This window comes from Sporofaciens sp. St.21A7, assembly GCF_059728535.1.
Genome location: NZ_BAAGFN010000001.1, coordinates 3,386,019 through 3,401,930, shown reverse-complemented (window position 1 = coordinate 3,401,930; position 15,912 = coordinate 3,386,019). Strand labels below are relative to the sequence as shown.

The following is a 15,912-nucleotide window of genomic DNA, read 5'->3' as shown; positions in this document are numbered from 1 at the left end:
AGGTGACGCTGCATGGCAGAAATGAAAAAACTTCCGATTGGAGAAGAGTTTTTTCGGAATGTCAGGACGAAAGGGTTTTATTATGTAGATAAAACAAGATTCATAGCAGACTTGCTGGAATTTAGAGGGAGTGTGAATTTATTTACAAGACCCCGCCGTTTTGGAAAGAGTCTGAATCTGGATATGCTTCGGTCATTTTTTGAAGTTGGGGCAGACCCATCGTTATTTGACGGATTGGAGATTGCAAAGTACACAGAGTTGTGCAGGAAACATATGGGCAAATATCCTGTCATTGCGGTTAGTTTAAAGGATGTCAGCGGGGAGACATATGCGGATGCGCAAAAGATGATGTCCAGAGTTTTGAAAAAAGAAGCTCGCAGACATCAATATCTGTTGGAAAGTGACAGGCTTACGGAGATAGATAAGCATGCGTTAAGAGAATTATATGCTGATTATCTGGAGGAAGACGTGCAGAAGGAAAGTATCCTCCTTCTTTCGGAGATGTTGAGGAAACATTATGGAGCAGGCGTCATTATCCTGATAGACGAGTATGATGTGCCGCTCGACAAGGCATACCAAAACCATTATTATTCTCAGATGATCCAACTGCTCCGAGTTTTGTTCAGTCAGGCGTTCAAAACAAATGAGAACCTCGAATTTGCCGTGATTACTGGATGTCTGCGCATCGCCAGAGAAAGTATTTTTACAGGATTGAATAATTTTAAAGTGAGGACGATCTCTGATAAAGAGTTTGCGGAGTATTTCGGCTTTACCAGCAGTGAAGTGATAAGTATGTTAGAATATTATGGCGTGGAAGAGCGGTTCGGCGATATAAAGGAGTGGTATGATGGATATCGTTTTGGATTGCTGGAAATATATTGTCCATGGGATGTATTGAATCAATGCGATAAATTAAGGGTAAGAAAAGATGCAAGGATGGAATTCCATTGGGAGAACAGCAGCAGTAACTCGATTATTCAGGATATTATAGAAGATGCTACGGAGACTACGAAGGCAGAAATTGAAGCATTGATTTCCGGAGAATCGGTGGAGAAGCTGTTGATTCCAGAATTGACTTATACGGATTTGGGCAATAAGGACAGAAATATCCGTCAGACGTATCTGTGGAGCGTACTTTTTGCTGCCGGATATTTGACGGACGCCGGAGAGGCACAGGGAGAGGTTCACAGGCTGGTAATTCCTAACAAAGAAATTCTTGGAATCTATGAAAAGAAGATTAGTTCCTGGTTTCATGCCAAAGTAACCAGTGATACGGCAAAATGGAAAGAATTCTGCAAAGCGGTCAAAGGCGGAGACGCTGGGCGGATTCAGACTATTTTTAATGAATTTATGGAAGTATCTATCAGTATCAGGGATACATTTGTGAAAAAGGAATTCAAAGAGAATTTCTACCATGGTATGCTGTTAGGTCTTTTGAAGGCAGAAGGGAGCTGGATTGCAAAGTCGAATGCGGAGTCCGGCATAGGGTACACGGACATTCAGATTATGGTTCCCTCTGAGAAGATCGGCTGCGTCATTGAAGTGAAGTATGCCGAACAAGGAAGGTTTGATTCTGCATGCCGTGAAGCAATGAAGCAGATTGAGGACAATGGATATGCAGATGCGATTAGACAGGAGGGGATGCAGACAATCTATAAGTATGGGATTGCCTGTTACCAGAAAACGTGCAGGGTGGTATCTGGCATAGAAGGCAGCAGAGGAGAAGGGGATGAATGATTTTGGAGAAATACGAACAAACGTCCGGCCTGTGTGAAAAGAAAGCGCAGGATGTGTTGACGGAAAGAAAACAGTTTGATTACAACATTGTGCTGATTGGCTTTATGGGGACAGGCAAGTCCACCGTTTCTGACTGCCTGCATTCTATGTTTGGCATGAAGGTTGTGGAGATGGATCAAGTAATTGCAGAGCGGGAGCAGATGAGCATCCCGGATATTTTTGCCGCTTATGGGGAGGAATATTTCCGCGGTTTGGAGACAAGGCTTCTTGTGGAAATGCAATCCAGGAAGAACACGGTGGTTTCCTGCGGCGGCGGCGCGGCATTAAGGGAGCGCAATGTGGCGGAGATGAAGAAGAACGGAAAGGTCGTGCTTCTTACGGCAAGCCCAGAGACAGTCTATGAACGAGTGAAGGACGACGGCGGCAGGCCCTTGCTCGAGGGCAGGAAAGATGTGAAAGGAATTTCGGAACTGATGGAGCAGCGGCGCGCAAAATACGAGGCGGCTGCGGATATCGTAATCAATACGGATAATAAGACGGCGCGGCAAGTGTGTGAGGAGCTTGTACAGCGTTTTATGGAGATGAAAGAGTAGAATGTTTGAGATGTTTTTTCCGGATAAATATGTGGCTTCCACATATGTCATTGATTTTGAAAAGTTATATGAAGAGGGGTACAGAGGGTTGATTTTTGATATCGACAATACGCTGGTGCCTCACGGCGCGCCGGCTGATAAAAGAGCCGTTGCGCTCTTTTCGCGGCTCAAGGGAATCGGATTTCGATGCTGCCTGATTTCCAACAATCAGGAGCCGCGGGTTGAGATGTTCAACCGGGATATTAAGGTGGATTATGTCTATGACGCACATAAGCCTTCCACTAAGAATTATGTGAAAGCCATGGAGATTATGGGGACTGACAGGAGTAATTCCCTGTTTATCGGGGATCAGCTTTTTACGGATGTGTGGGGGGCGAAACGGGCAGGAATCCGCAATATTCTGGTGAAGCCCATCCATCCTAAGGAAGAAATCCAGATTGTGCTGAAGCGTTATTTAGAGCGGATTGTGCTGTATTTCTATAAGAAAAGCCTTCGTTAGAAGCAGGAGGCGAAAAGCCGATATCGGCTTATGGCAAAGTTTGTGTGAAAGTTTGTGTAGAAAAAAGGTTGAAAAAAGCGGCAATCTATTATAGAATGAGAAAAGGCATAAGAATGAAAGTAGAAAGCGCTGATTTGGCGCGGCTAAGGAGGAATTATAGAATGGCTGATGCTTATATTGAGAAGGGTACGACTTACGAGATTGACGGGAAAGTGTTTGAATGTCTGGAATTTTTACATGTAAAACCAGGAAAAGGTTCAGCATTTGTCCGCACGAAATTAAAAGATGTCATCAATGGCGGCGTGGTAGAGCGTACGTTCAACCCATCTAAGGATGTCTTGAAGAAGGCGTTCATTGAGAGGAAAGAAGTGCAGTATTTGTATAATGACGGAGGATTGTACTACTTCATGGATATGGAGACATTTGAACAGACACCGGTAGGGGCGGATGATGTGGGAGACGCACTCAAGTTTGTGAAAGAGAATGAAGTGGTTTCCATGAAGTCTTATCAGGGGAAGGTATTTGCAATCGAGCCTCCGTTTACGGTAGAGCTTCTGATTACGGAGTCTGAGCCGGGCGTGAAGGGGAACACGGCGACGGGCGCAACGAAACCGGCAATCGTTGAGACGGGCGCGCAGGTTATGGTTCCTTTATTTGTTGAGCAGGGAGAGAAGATTAAGATCGATACCCGTACCGGTCAGTATCTTTCCAGAGCTTAATGAATATTTGATTGTCGAAATATGTCATACGAAAAGCCTTGCAATTCCTGCAAGGCTTTTTTATAATAACCTTACCATAATATTTCAATCATTTTTCTGGTTTGTTCAGAGGCAGAGTTCCTGCCGGTTTCCATGAAAAATCTATATGCTGCCGGTATGCCTTGCTGCGCAAAGGTGCAGGATGGGATGCATGAGAAGGTTCTCGGGCATGAGAAACATTTCTGGTATGAGAAACATCTCAGGCGACATGCGGTTTTGTATAAGCGGTCAAGGCGTCAAGAAAGGAGAGGGATGACATATTTTCAGTTTATACACGAAGTAGAGGTTAAAGTCAGGGAGGAAACCGAGGGCAATATATCGGTGTACATACATTCGGCTGTGAAGAATAACGGGACGAGGAGGCACGGGCTGACGCTTGCAGAGAAGGGAATTAATATCTTTCCCACAATCTATCTGGAGGAATACTATCAGCAGTTTAAAAACGGCAGTTCGTTGGAAACTATTGCGGGGGACATTCTGAGGCTGTACGGGGAGGTGCGTTTCAAGCATTGTTTTGAGGGAGGATTCCTCAGGAATTTTCAGAAGATCAGGGGGAAGATTGTCTATCGTCTGGTGAACCGGGAGGCGAACCGGGAATTGCTTGAAGAGACGCCTTATGAAGAATATCTGGATCTTGCCGTGGTCTACTATGTGCTTCTGGAAGTGAATCCTTACGGGATGGCGTCCCTGATGATCCGGCACGAGCATCTAAAGATGTGGGACGTGACACAGGAGGAGATTGCCTGTGAGGCGCGCAGGAATACCCGAAGGCTGCTTCCGTATGAATTTGGGACCATGGGTGCGCTGCTTGAGGAACTGTCTGTCATGAAAGAAGACGATGGAGATGGAAAAGACGATGGAAAAGACATTATGTATGTGCTGAGCAACCGAATCCGCAGCTATGGGGCGGCAGCAATCCTGTATGAAAGCCAGCTTGACGGAATCGGCGCTTATCTGGAGGAGAACTATTATGTGCTTCCTTGCAGCGTACACGAAGTGATTATCGTGCCGGAAAGTGCAGCACCCGGGCGTGAGGCGTTAGATTTCCTTGTGAGGGAAGTCAATGCGACGCAGGTGGATGAAGAGGAGCGCCTTTCCAACCACGCCTATTATTACGACAGGCAGACGAGACGGCTTACTGCCTGAAAATGGGGCGAAAGGTGTCTTTGACGAAAAAAGTAGAGGAATTGTGCAAAATGTTTTGCGAAATGTTTGCATCATTTCCTTTACTTTTTCGGATAAATGTGGTAATATTATTTTTGCAATTTCATATTGTATTACTTTGAAGGATGAAACCCGTCTGTCTTGCCGGAGAGATGGACTTTGGATGTTTGGACAAGCCGAAGCGTTGTGATGTGGGAATGTGTCTTTCAAAGAGAAGATTATGCACCCGTAGCTCAGGGGATAGAGCACCGCCCTCCGGAGGCGGGAGCGGCGGTTCGAATCCGCCCGGGTGTGTATTTTATTTCTATTTTTCAAGTGCAGATGGAGGTAGCCTTATGGAAGGAAGAGACAAGGACTGCCCCAGAAGCCGCAGGAAGTATAAGAAGTTTGCCATACTGGCGTTTCTGGTGATTTCCGTGGCAGCCGTGGGTTCAGTCGGTTCAAGCCTTACCAAAGCGAAAGTCCAAAAAGCACAAAAGACAATTTCCGGCCGTTTGTATACGGAGAACCGAAGAAGTGGGTTTGCAGAGCTGAACCCGCTGAAAAGGGAGGAATATCCAGAGATTTCCGAGGCTGTAAGAGATTATTACAGGCAGCAGGGAGAAGAAGCCGGCTTTGTCGAGTCGTATGATGACATCAGTGTTTATACGAAAGAAGGAAAATATCGGGGTACATATGTGGCGTTTGCCAGATATAATATGAAGATCAGGGATGTCTACACGAAGGTTCCGGGATTAAGTACCATGTATATCGTGGAAGACAGGGAAGGCGGTTTTAAGGTCAGCGTTTCTGTGGAGGATGAGAAGGTGAAGTCCCATATCCAAAAGATTGCGGCCCATGAGGACGTACAGGCTCTCATGGCGGAGACGCAGGATGCATACCGTAAGGCGGTGCAGTCGGACGCTCTGCTTCAGGAGGCATTGGCTGACTTAGAAGATGCTTATAAGAAGGCGGATGCATAGTAACGCTCCTTCGGAAGTTTGATGGGGAGAAGCTGCTTTGTTTGCCGTATCAGAGAAGGTTTTGAGGGTCAGATCCCTGTGGAGTGCAGAGATCTGGCTTTTTTGTTATTGGATGAGAGATACTTGGAAAAGAGGAGGAGAGAAGATGAAGAAAATCATGGATTTGATTGCCGAGGAGCTGGCAGCAGCATTCGAGGCGGCAGGATATGACAGGGAATATGCGAAAGTAACGCTGTCCAACCGTCCGGATTTGTGTGAATATCAGTGTAACGGAGCGATGGCGGGAGCAAAGGCTTACCGGAAGGCTCCGATTATGATTGCAAACGACGTTGCCGCAAGGCTTGGGGACAGCCCGTGCCTTGAGGAGGTCAATGCCGTGAATCCGGGCTTTATCAATATGAAGATAAAGAAAGAATATTTGGCGGATTATTTGAACCAGATGAGTAAGGACGGGGACCTGGGGCTTGAGACGGCGAAAGAGCCTAAGTCTGTGGTCGTGGACTACGGCGGGGCGAATGTGGCGAAGCCGCTTCATGTGGGACATCTCCGTTCTGCAATCATCGGCGAGGGAATCAAGAGGCTTGCCAAAAAGATGGGACACCGTGTGCTGGGGGATATCCATCTGGGCGACTGGGGATACCAGATGGGCCTGATTATCACGGAGCTTAGGGAAAGGCAGCCAGAGCTTCCATATTTTCAGGAGGATTTTGAAGGAGAGTATCCCAAGGAGGCTCCGTTTACCATAGGAGAACTGGAAGAGATTTATCCTAAGGCCAGCGGCAGGGCGAAGGAGGACGAGGATTACCGCAGGGAAGCCCTTGAGGCGACCAGGCTCCTCCAGAACGGGCATAAGGGATACCGGGCGGTATGGAGACATATCATGGATGTGTCTGTGGCAGACCTTGAGAAGAATTATGAGAGCCTGAACGTGCATTTTGATTTGTGGAAGGGAGAGTCGGATGCGCAGGCTTATATCCCGGATATGATTGAGAGATTAAAAGAGGAGGGGTACGCCCATATTGACGAGGGGGCGCTGGTCATTGATGTGCAGTTAGAGTCTGACACGAAGGAAATTCCTCCATGCATGATCCAGAAATCGGACGGCGCGTCCCTCTATGGGACGACGGACCTTGCCACGTTGATTCAGAGGATGGAAGATTACGACCCTGACCAGGTGATCTATCTTGCAGACAAGCGGCAGGATCTCCATTTCCTTCAAGTGTTCCGTGCAGCAAGGAAGACAGGGATTGTTCCGGAGAAGACAAAGCTTTCATTCCTGGGGTTCGGCACCATGAACGGCAAGGACGGCAAGCCGTTTAAGACCAGGGACGGCGGAGTCATGCGCCTTGAGAACCTGATTGCGGAGATTGTGGACGAGATGCGCGGGAAGATTGCCGAGAACCGCACGGTGGCTCCCGAAGAGGCGGAAGCCACGGCAAAGATGGTCGGGATGTCAGCAATCAAGTACGGGGATTTGTCGAATCAGGCGTCTAAGGATTATGTGTTCGACGTGGAGCGGTTCACCTCTTTTGAGGGAAATACGGGACCCTATATTTTGTATACCATTGTGCGGATTAAGTCGATCCTGAATAAATATCAGGCGGATGGCAGGGAACTTTCCGGGCTTTCCATTCAGCCTGCCCATGACGAGAATGAGAAGGCTTTGATGCTGGAAGTTGTGAAATACAATGATGTGATTGCATCGGCGTATGAAGAGCTGGCTCTTCACAAGATTTGTGCATATATTTACGACCTTGCCAATGCATTCAACCGCTTCTACCATGAGACGAAGATTCTTGCGGAGGAGGACGAGGAGAAGCGGAAGGGGTATATCGCTTTACTTTTGCTTACAAAACGTGTCCTGGAGTCTTGTATCGACGTGCTGGGGTTCGAGGCGCCGGAGAGGATGTAGGAGAGGACAGAAAACATGACGGAGAAATTATTCTATCAGGATGGTTACAGGAAGGAATTTCAGGCGAAGGTTCTTTCCTGCGAGAAGGTTAAAGAACAGTATCAAGTGGTACTGGATGGGACTGCGTTTTTCCCGGAAGGGGGAGGGCAGTATGGGGATATCGGATGGCTTGATGAGACAGAGGTCCTGGATACCCGGGAAAAAGGCGGGATCATCTATCATACGGTGGCTTCGCCCCTTGAGGCAGGGACGACGGTAACGGGACGGCTTAATTGGGAGGTTCGTTTCGATAGGATGCAGCAGCATACGGGCGAACACATCATTTCAGGAATTGTCCACAGCCGTTTCGGATATGATAATGTAGGCTTCCATCTGGGCGAGGATTACTGCACGATGGATTTTAACGGATGCATTTCCAAAGAAGAGCTAAGGGAGATTGAGCTTGAGGCGAACCGGGCGGTATTCGCGAACCTGGGGGTGGGGATTACTTATCCCTCCAAGGAGGAGCTTATAGCCATGGAGTACCGGAGCAAGATTGAGATTGAGGGGCAGGTCAGGATTATTACCATCCCGGGGTATGACGTTTGCGCGTGCTGCGCGCCTCATCTTGGCTCTACTGGGGAGATTGGGCTGATTAAGCTGGTTCATATGATGAATTATAAAGGCGGAGAGCGTATTACGATGCTCTGCGGTTTCCGGGCATTGGCAGATTATGACAGGAAAGATGAGAATACGAAGGCGATTTCCGCCCTTCTCAGTGCGAAAGAACGCGAAGTGGCGGATGCGGTGGCCCGTCTGAAAGAAGAGGCGGGCAGCCTCAAAGGAAAGATTGCATCCTTACAGCAGAAGATGCTGGCATACCGGGCGGCTGAGATTCCGGTGGAGGAGGATGTGGCTGCGGTATTTGATTCTGGCCTGTCGGGAAATGCACCGCGGGAGTTGATGAACCTTTTGCTCAATAAGGGAGCGAAGGTCTGCGCTGTTTTTGCGGGAGATGAAGAGAAAGGCTACCGGTATGTGATTGGAAGTAAAGAAACGGATGTGCGCCCGCTGTGCAAGAGGATAAACGATGCTTTTGGCGGCAGGGGCGGCGGCAAGCCGGAGATGGTGCAGGGGTCTCTTTCAGGCAGTGAAGAAGCGATACGGGAAGAATTACATAACGCATTGGATTAAATGATTTTTCATTCAGGGCTGTTTTTATTTAATGATTTTATCACGGTTCTGTCACAGTTTAAACACAATTTGACGGTAAACTACTAATCAGAAAAGCAAAAACGAACCAGAATGAAAGGAGATATCAATATGGATCATCAATATACTTATTACACACCGGGACAGGATTCTAATCCGCAGAACAACTCAGAGCACAGGCCGCCCCACAAGAAGAAAGGCGCGCCTAAGTGGGTGAAGACCGTTTGCTTCGGTCTGGTATTTGGAGTGACGGCAAGCGCCGCATTCCAGACGAGCAACATTGTGGCAGGAAAATTTATGGGCAGCAAGACGGTGGAAGAGAGTACAGGAAAGACGGATAAGACCGAGAATATCGGCAGCGCGAAACTTACCACTTCGTCAAGCGGCGCTACCAGGTCGGATGTGGCGGATATTGCGGCAAATGCAATGCCATCTGTGGTTTCCATTACCAACATGAGCGTCCAGCAGGTACAGAGTTTCTTCGGAGGAATCCAGGAGAGGCAGAGCCAGAGTGCAGGCTCCGGCATTATTATTGGACAGAATGATTCTGAACTGTTGGTAGTGACGAATAACCACGTGGTAGAAGGAAGCGACACACTGACAGTATCGTTTATCGACGAAGAGAGCGTGGAGGCGAATATCAAGGGGACGGACGCCAGCCGGGATTTGGCGGTCGTGGCAGTAGACCTGAGCAAAATCAAGTCGAGCACGAGAGAGAAGATTGCGGTGGCGACATTAGGGGATTCGGATGAGATACAGGTAGGCGAGGAAGCCATTGCTATAGGAAATGCTCTCGGTTACGGCCAGTCTGTCACAAGGGGCATCATTTCCGCTACTGAAAGAAGGATTGAAGGATTCGACAGCAACCTGATTCAGACGGATGCGGCAATCAACCCTGGGAACAGCGGCGGCGCATTGCTGAATTCCAAGGGCGAAGTTATCGGTATCAATACGGCGAAGGCTGCCTATGAGGCGGTGGAAGGGATTGGATATGCGATTCCGGTTTCCGAGGCAAGGGAGACGATTGAAGGGCTGATGAACCGGGAGACCAGGACGAAGGTAGCTGACGAAGAGAGGGGCTATCTGGGTATCTCGGAACCTGTGGACGTTACGCAGGAGACTTCCCAGATGTACCACATGCCGGTAGGCGTGTATATTACGGACGTGATCCGGGGAGGCGGAGCTGAGCGTGCAGGGATTACCAAGGGTTCTGTAGTAACAGCCCTGAATGGGACTACGATTAATAATACGAATACGCTTCAGGAGCAGCTTCAATATTATAAAGCCGGGGAGACGGTGACGGTGACGATTGCGGTTCCTGGCAGTGATGGTGAATACCAGAGCCATGATGTGGAAGTTACGCTTGGGAGAGGTTCTAATTAAGTCATAAAGCAGGCGGGATGTTCTGGCGTTCATAGACTCCGGGCATCCCGTGATGTATACCCTTGCGGGGCGGACTTCGTCCAACAAAGTATAAAATGCAGGACAGCCAGGGCAAACGCATTAATTGTCACTCCAAGGGAATTGATGAATATTATCCTTTCCGGTTCTGAAGGATAAAATTTCATACACATCGTGAAGAAATACATTTCATTCAGAAGGGGGGGAAGCCGGTTAATTCTGATTCTCCCCCTTCTTGTATGCCGATTGTTCTTAGCCGGTCAATGCAGCTTCTATAGAAATAGCGTTTTAATTTACAGTTTCTCCCCGGTCAGCATCTCATAACCTTGCAAATACTTGTCAATCGTCTTCTGCACGATATCTTCCGGAAGAGTCCAGTCATTGTCTGGATTCGCTTTCAGCCAGTCCCGGGCGAACTGCTTGTCGAAGGAGGGCTGCCCGTGTCCCGGCTCATACCCGTCGGCCGGCCAGAAGCGGGAGCTGTCAGGCGTCAGCATCTCGTCGCCGATGACCAGTTCTCCATTCTCGTCCAGACCGAACTCGAACTTGGTGTCTGCGATGATGATTCCGCGGGTAAGGGCATAATCCGCGCATTTTTTATAAAGCGCCAGGGTGCAGTCGCGCAGTTTTGCCGCATATTCCTCTCCCTTTCCCGGGAAATATTTCTCAAGATGGGCAATGCTCTGCTCATAGGAAATATTCTCGTCGTGGTCGCCGATTTCGGCCTTGGTGGACGGTGTGTAGATTGGCTCCGGCAGCTTATCGGATTCCTTCAATCCTTCCGGCAGCCTTATCCCACATACCGTGCCGTCCTTCTGGTAGCTTGCCCATCCGCTCCCTGTAATATAGCCGCGGACAATACACTCGATGGGGAGCATATTTAGTTTCTTGCACATCATACTGTTGCCGTCAAACTGAGGAGCCTGGAAGAATTCCGGCATGTCTTTTACGTCTGTGGAAAGCATATGGTTCGGGAGGATGTCCTTGGTCATGTCGAACCAGAACCGGGACATCTGGGTCAGGACGGTTCCCTTTTTGGTCACATCATTTTTCAAGATTACATCAAAACAACTGATACGGTCTGTGGCGACCATGATCAGGCTGTCGCCGTTGTCGTAGATTTCGCGTACTTTTCCTTCTTTGATTGGTTTCATGTAGTATGTCCTCTCTTTGTCATAGTATAGTTTATTGAAATTGGTATACCCCAAGGGCACACCGTAATACATGCCCCTTGCGGGGCGGGCGGACTTCGTCCAACAAAGTATACCCCAAGGGCACACCGTAATACATGCCCCTTGCGGGGCGGGCATCACGGTGTGCCTTTGGGTATAATATATAGATAAACAGATTTGGGCAGAAAAATCAATATATAAATGAAATGTTTTTCATTATTTGATAGAGATTACCGCAGCGGAAACCTAAGCTCTACCCCGAACACTTCCTTTTCCTGCCAGACATCCATTCGTCCGTCTAACATCTGTATCATCCGGTCTGTATTTTTCAAGCCGATGTTATTGCTGTCTATCCCAGAATCGTTGTCCTTGCTCCGATTGGTGAGGGAAACGATGAATTCTGTATTCTGAATCCTTCCGGACACCGTGACCGTTTGTTTTTTATCCCCGTATTTTAGAATATTCGAGAAGAGGTTATTCAGTATCCGTTTCAGCATCGTCTTATCACTTTGCAGTACGCCGGTAGCCTCAGGCAGTTTCAGCTCCAAAGTGAATCCGGCAAGACGGATGAAGTCGCAGTTTTCCGTCAGGCATTGCCCGATAAAATCTGTGGAAATCCATGCAGCCTCAGGCGTCTCGGTCTCTTCGGCTATCAGCGCATACTCGAACATCCGATCCGTCAATTCCTTAATATCCTCTGTTTTTTTCAGGCACCGCTCCAGGTATTCCTCCTGTGTCTGGGGGTTGCGCTTTAGCTTCAGGACTTCCAGATACCCGTTCAAGATGGTGAGCGGAGTACGGAGGTCGTGGGAGAGGGCCGTAATCAAATCCTGGTTTGCTTTCCGGCTTTCCTGTTCCTTTTGGATGTTGTCAGACAGGGATTCCCGCAGATGGTTCAGTTCACTGGCAAGAATTCCAATCTCATTGCCGCCGAAATCGGGAATCTTGTGTTCCAAGTCTCCTGCGGACATTGTGAGGATTTCATCTTTCAGAAGCATAACCTGCCGCATCTTCCGGTCCAGGAAGAGAAGCACAATGGCAAAGAACAGAGCCACAGCAAGGAAGAGGCAGACGAACAGGAACGGATATATGAATATCGTCCGCTCATAATTGTATATCAGGATGTCCGCCGTCCCATTTGCAAATTTTAACAGGCAATTCTCTACAAATTCGCCTTCACCGTCCGTAAGGCGGTATCCAATATTGAAAAAAGAGAGGAAACCGTTATCAGACATGGCGGATGGAGACCTTCCGGCGAGGAACAGTCCGTCGTCATGTCCATAGATATAGATGCCCGTATATTCGCTGACAAGGTCGAAGAAAGGATTGAGCGCTTCTACGGCATCGGTATCATCTTCGGATTCTGGGATGTCATAGTGCAGGGCTTCTTCGGCAAGGGTCTTGCGGAAACTTTTATCCCCCATCTGTGTATAGAAGATGCCGAGACGCTCGGCAATCCCACAGATGTTCCATTTGTTCAGCCAAAGCAGTTCAAACAGGGTGAAAGCGACGATAATGGCAAACAAAATCACGATAGTAGATTGTGTGCGGATTTTCAGATTTTTGAACCGTCTAATCACAGTGGTACCCCTTTCCCCAGACAGTCTTAATCAGCGTCGGATTCTTTGGATCTTTCTCAATCTTGAGACGCAGATTGCGGATGTGGACCATGACCGTGTTGTTTGCCCCATAATAGTAAGGCTCATTCCAAACGGACTCATAGAGATGCTGTGCGGAGAAAATCTGGCGGCGGTGCTTCACCAGAAGAAGCAGCATGGCGTATTCTGTATCCGTCAGCACAAGGGGAATCCCGTCCGAAGTAACCTCCTCCTTTGCCTCGTCTATTTTCAAGTGGTGGAAGAAAATGGGTTCCATTGGTGTCCCTTCCGTCGATGAATTGCCTTTTGTTTCTGTCGTAATAGAGGCGTCTTTCCCCCGATAGACCTGGTAGCGGCGGATGAGGGCCTTGGCGCGGCTGATGAGTTCATTGTAAGAAAATGGTTTGGCAAGGTAGTCGTCGCCACCGCTTGAGAAGCCCAAAGTCTTGTCACTGTCTTTGGTGCGCGCGCTTAAAAACAGGATGGGTGCATTGCTGTTCTTACGGATTTCGATACAAGTCTGATATCCGTTTGGCCCAGGCATCATGATGTCAAGGATAATCAGGTCAAAATCCAGTTTTCCGGTAAGGTCCAAGGCGCGCTGCCCGTCACTGGCTTCTTCAATGAGGTATCCTTCCCCTTCTAGCAGGATGTGGATGATTTCCCGGATCTCCGGGTTGTCGTCTACGATTAAGATGCGTGAGGTATCCATAGTTATGTATACTCCTTCCTGATGTCACGTCTGAACTGCATTTTATGAATCTAACATTCCCTGTTCATTAGTATAACAGGTTTTTGGAAATCCTTAGAAGTTCTTAAGAAATTTTAAGATTTAATTTTGCCATTTCTGTTACATTTCACACCCACGCCATCTGTATAATAAAAAAGGTTGCTGCTTTGGCGTTAAGCTTTAGCAACAACCTTTTCCTGTTTTATTTTGGGCGGGCGTTTCCGTTCATATATTTCTGATATCTTCTGATATACATCTACATTTTGTGAGCGTAACAAATAGACTATGCTTAAGCCATTACAAATATCGTTTAAACTTTCTTGGCTCCGCAGAGTAATTGCCTGCTTCTGTTTTCGTTTATAGACTCTTGCCAATCTTTCACATAGGGAATTATTGGCTGGAACCCGTTTGTCATGCAGGAACAATAATTCGCTTTCTTTATATTCCCTTAACCGGAGAAATAGATTATACCCTTCCCTATAATACTCCGTCGGCGGCTCATCCTGATATTCTTTCTCCGCCTTGTTCAGGATTTCGTCATACCTTTTCTCGAATCCCTCAACAATTATCGGATCAAGTTCTTTCTCCCCCAACCCATTTCGGTAATGCAGCATCTCCTGGAACAATCCGTGCATCTCCTTGTTCCATTCCAGCTGCGGCTCATTCTGCTCGCTGCCGATCAGATAGCGGCAGTCATGCTGGGTACACTCCTGATGTTTTGTTCCATAATGGTAAAATGTCTTGTCATGGTCATGCAAGACAATCCCAACATAATTCTCCAGCGGCGTTCCTTCTATTCCTTTATGCCCTTTTTTCTCCCTGCCTATATAAAGTGCCACATCTGCAATCGGGGATGCAAGTATAAGGACCTGCGCACTGTGCCCATTTACAGATGCGTTTGTAAAATCTGCATTCATGACCGGAGACTGCATTAGTTTCTTTATAATCTCTTTTTTCTCTTCCGCTGTTTTCGCTGAAAATTCCCTGGTAAGACCATTGATCATGCCGTCGGACAGTTCGATCTCGCCTTTTGTCAATTCTGAGATTAGCTTTCTTATTTTTCCATGGGATACGTTGCATTCATTGCTCAGGAGAAAGGCAAGTGCCTTCACCGTCCCGTCATAGTTCACTTCATTGATATATCCTTCTGGAAATGGAGCATGTACACGGGCTCCGGTTCTTTTGTCACGGTATTCCTTTGTCGTATATTCCATGACCGCTACAGACATCTGGATGACCACTTTCTGTTTCCGAATGATTTTTCCCGTCTCATAATAATTCTCTTTATCCAGGTATTTTGCAGGTGCAGGGATTTCATGTGTCTCTGTTACGGCATGGAGCTTCCTGCGGTGTCCGGCATGGCCTGGCTGTCCGCCCGGTTTCCGGTCAGTTTTTACCCGGCTGTTCGGGATTTTTTTCCTGCCGGGTTTCTGCTGGGAAGAGGGGATGGATGAATTCTCAAAATCCATATTGACCTGCGCAGTCAGTTTTTGGTTCAGGCCTTTTTCTTCCTCCAGTTCAGCCCCTACCCTGTAGAATTCCTGTCTTATATCACGGCATTTATCTAATGCTTCATCTCTCTGGCGAACAACTTCCAGATTCTCTTTTTTGAGCTTTGCAATGAGACGGTCTTTCCTGTCAAGTTCTTTTTGGCATTCGTGGTAAAGATCATCATTTGCTTCCATCCATTGATTACGGACAGACCGGATCTCCTTACGTGCCTGTGCTAATTCTTGTTTTAATTCCCGGATATTTTTTTCAAGTTTCCGAATAATACTCTTATATTCTTCTTCTAATTTTTGGTATCTCTCGCCGGATTTAAATTCGGCGATCTGCTGTGCCAGTGATTTCACTTTGTACTGTAATGCACTTGTATATTCAAATGGATTCATCTGTAATCTCCTTTGATGAATTAGGGCGGGAATCTAATACCTGTGCCATCGTTCTGCTTAATTCTATTGTCTCTTCCAGTTGTAATGTCAGCATGGAAATATATTCTTCTTTCTGTTCAAGAAGCTCTTCCGAAGTCCGAATACATTTTTCCTGGATTCGGATTACATTTTCTGCTTCTTTAAGAGCATTCTCCAATTTAGAAATCTGTAATTCATATTTTTTTATAAGTGATGTTTCTTTACTCATTGCTGCCTCCGCACTTGTAATAAAAAAAGTATAGCAGAAACCTGGAAAAAAAGCGA

13 protein-coding genes, 1 tRNA gene and 1 pseudogene are annotated in these 15,912 nt (G+C 47.4%); 10 read left to right on the top strand and 5 right to left on the bottom strand.

The annotated features are described in order from the left end of the window. Positions 1-12 precede the first annotated feature (12 nt). The 10 genes and pseudogenes from AC6I3O_RS16750 to AC6I3O_RS16705 all read left to right on the top strand — a co-directional run bounded on the left by AC6I3O_RS16750 (position 13) and on the right by AC6I3O_RS16705 (position 10,199). Entirely contained in the window at positions 13-1,737 is a 1,725-nt protein-coding gene (locus AC6I3O_RS16750) for an AAA family ATPase (protein ID WP_497851885.1), read from the top strand. A 65-nt stretch (positions 1,738-1,802) separates the two neighbouring features. Further along, positions 1,803-2,330: pseudogene (locus AC6I3O_RS16745) on the top strand (shikimate kinase); the annotation flags it as partial. Between the two features lies 1 nt (position 2,331). Continuing rightward, positions 2,332-2,829, top strand: a complete 498-nt coding sequence (locus AC6I3O_RS16740) for a YqeG family HAD IIIA-type phosphatase (RefSeq protein WP_497851884.1) — start codon at positions 2,332-2,334, stop codon at positions 2,827-2,829. 161 nt (positions 2,830-2,990) lie between these two features. Then, positions 2,991-3,548 carry an elongation factor P gene (gene efp, locus AC6I3O_RS16735; RefSeq protein WP_497851883.1) on the top strand — a complete coding sequence of 186 codons (558 nt, stop codon included), beginning with the start codon at positions 2,991-2,993 and terminating at the stop codon, positions 3,546-3,548. Positions 3,549-3,680: 132 nt separating this feature from the next. Then, complete coding sequence (locus AC6I3O_RS16730) at positions 3,681-4,733, top strand: DUF5688 family protein (protein ID WP_497851882.1); 1,053 nt, start codon at positions 3,681-3,683, stop codon at positions 4,731-4,733. 240 nt (positions 4,734-4,973) lie between these two features. After that, positions 4,974-5,045: transfer RNA gene (locus AC6I3O_RS16725), tRNA-Arg, on the top strand. Positions 5,046-5,086: 41 nt separating this feature from the next. After that, positions 5,087-5,713, top strand: coding sequence for a hypothetical protein (locus tag AC6I3O_RS16720; protein WP_497851881.1), 627 nt, complete (start codon positions 5,087-5,089; stop codon positions 5,711-5,713). A gap of 145 nt (positions 5,714-5,858) precedes the next feature. Further along, complete coding sequence (gene argS / locus AC6I3O_RS16715; RefSeq protein WP_497851880.1) at positions 5,859-7,625, top strand: arginine--tRNA ligase; 1,767 nt, start codon at positions 5,859-5,861, stop codon at positions 7,623-7,625. Positions 7,626-7,640: 15 nt separating this feature from the next. Further along, a complete protein-coding gene (locus tag AC6I3O_RS16710) occupies positions 7,641-8,798 on the top strand; it encodes an alanyl-tRNA editing protein (RefSeq protein ID WP_497851879.1) in 1,158 nt (385 codons plus the stop codon). A gap of 129 nt (positions 8,799-8,927) precedes the next feature. Further along, positions 8,928-10,199 carry a S1C family serine protease gene (locus AC6I3O_RS16705; RefSeq protein ID WP_497851878.1) on the top strand — a complete coding sequence of 424 codons (1,272 nt, stop codon included), beginning with the start codon at positions 8,928-8,930 and terminating at the stop codon, positions 10,197-10,199. 311 nt (positions 10,200-10,510) lie between these two features. On the opposite strand, the gene AC6I3O_RS16700 is transcribed toward AC6I3O_RS16705, so the two are convergent. The 5 genes from AC6I3O_RS16700 to AC6I3O_RS16680 form a co-directional block, all read right to left on the bottom strand. Beyond that, positions 10,511-11,371 carry a phosphoribosylaminoimidazolesuccinocarboxamide synthase gene (locus tag AC6I3O_RS16700; protein ID WP_497851877.1) on the bottom strand — a complete coding sequence of 287 codons (861 nt, stop codon included), beginning with the start codon at positions 11,369-11,371 and terminating at the stop codon, positions 10,511-10,513. Positions 11,372-11,619: 248 nt separating this feature from the next. Continuing rightward, positions 11,620-12,969, bottom strand: a complete 1,350-nt coding sequence (locus tag AC6I3O_RS16695; protein ID WP_497851876.1) for a sensor histidine kinase — start codon at positions 12,967-12,969, stop codon at positions 11,620-11,622. Further along, on the bottom strand, positions 12,962-13,699 hold the full coding sequence (locus AC6I3O_RS16690; protein WP_497851875.1) for a response regulator transcription factor: 738 nt from the start codon (positions 13,697-13,699) through the stop codon (positions 12,962-12,964). The genes AC6I3O_RS16695 and AC6I3O_RS16690 overlap by 8 nt, the downstream gene beginning before the upstream one ends. 191 nt (positions 13,700-13,890) lie before the next feature. Continuing rightward, complete coding sequence (locus AC6I3O_RS16685) at positions 13,891-15,609, bottom strand: IS66 family transposase (RefSeq protein ID WP_304523303.1); 1,719 nt, start codon at positions 15,607-15,609, stop codon at positions 13,891-13,893. After that, complete coding sequence (locus tag AC6I3O_RS16680) at positions 15,596-15,856, bottom strand: hypothetical protein (RefSeq protein WP_305085201.1); 261 nt, start codon at positions 15,854-15,856, stop codon at positions 15,596-15,598. Before AC6I3O_RS16680 ends, AC6I3O_RS16685 begins: the two co-directional genes overlap by 14 nt. Positions 15,857-15,912: the final 56 nt, after the last annotated feature.

Coding starts and splice junctions, on each gene's coding strand:
- AC6I3O_RS16705 (WP_497851878.1), top strand. CDS start 8,928: ATGGATCATCAATATACTTATTACACACCGGGACAGGATTCTAATCCG.
- AC6I3O_RS16690 (WP_497851875.1), bottom strand. CDS start 13,699: ATGGATACCTCACGCATCTTAATCGTAGACGACAACCCGGAGATCCGG.
- AC6I3O_RS16720 (WP_497851881.1), top strand. CDS start 5,087: ATGGAAGGAAGAGACAAGGACTGCCCCAGAAGCCGCAGGAAGTATAAG.
- argS (WP_497851880.1), top strand. CDS start 5,859: ATGAAGAAAATCATGGATTTGATTGCCGAGGAGCTGGCAGCAGCATTC.
- AC6I3O_RS16740 (WP_497851884.1), top strand. CDS start 2,332: ATGTTTGAGATGTTTTTTCCGGATAAATATGTGGCTTCCACATATGTC.
- AC6I3O_RS16685 (WP_304523303.1), bottom strand. CDS start 15,609: ATGAATCCATTTGAATATACAAGTGCATTACAGTACAAAGTGAAATCA.
- AC6I3O_RS16680 (WP_305085201.1), bottom strand. CDS start 15,856: ATGAGTAAAGAAACATCACTTATAAAAAAATATGAATTACAGATTTCT.
- AC6I3O_RS16730 (WP_497851882.1), top strand. CDS start 3,681: ATGAAAAATCTATATGCTGCCGGTATGCCTTGCTGCGCAAAGGTGCAG.
- efp (WP_497851883.1), top strand. CDS start 2,991: ATGGCTGATGCTTATATTGAGAAGGGTACGACTTACGAGATTGACGGG.
- AC6I3O_RS16700 (WP_497851877.1), bottom strand. CDS start 11,371: ATGAAACCAATCAAAGAAGGAAAAGTACGCGAAATCTACGACAACGGC.
- AC6I3O_RS16710 (WP_497851879.1), top strand. CDS start 7,641: ATGACGGAGAAATTATTCTATCAGGATGGTTACAGGAAGGAATTTCAG.
- AC6I3O_RS16750 (WP_497851885.1), top strand. CDS start 13: ATGGCAGAAATGAAAAAACTTCCGATTGGAGAAGAGTTTTTTCGGAAT.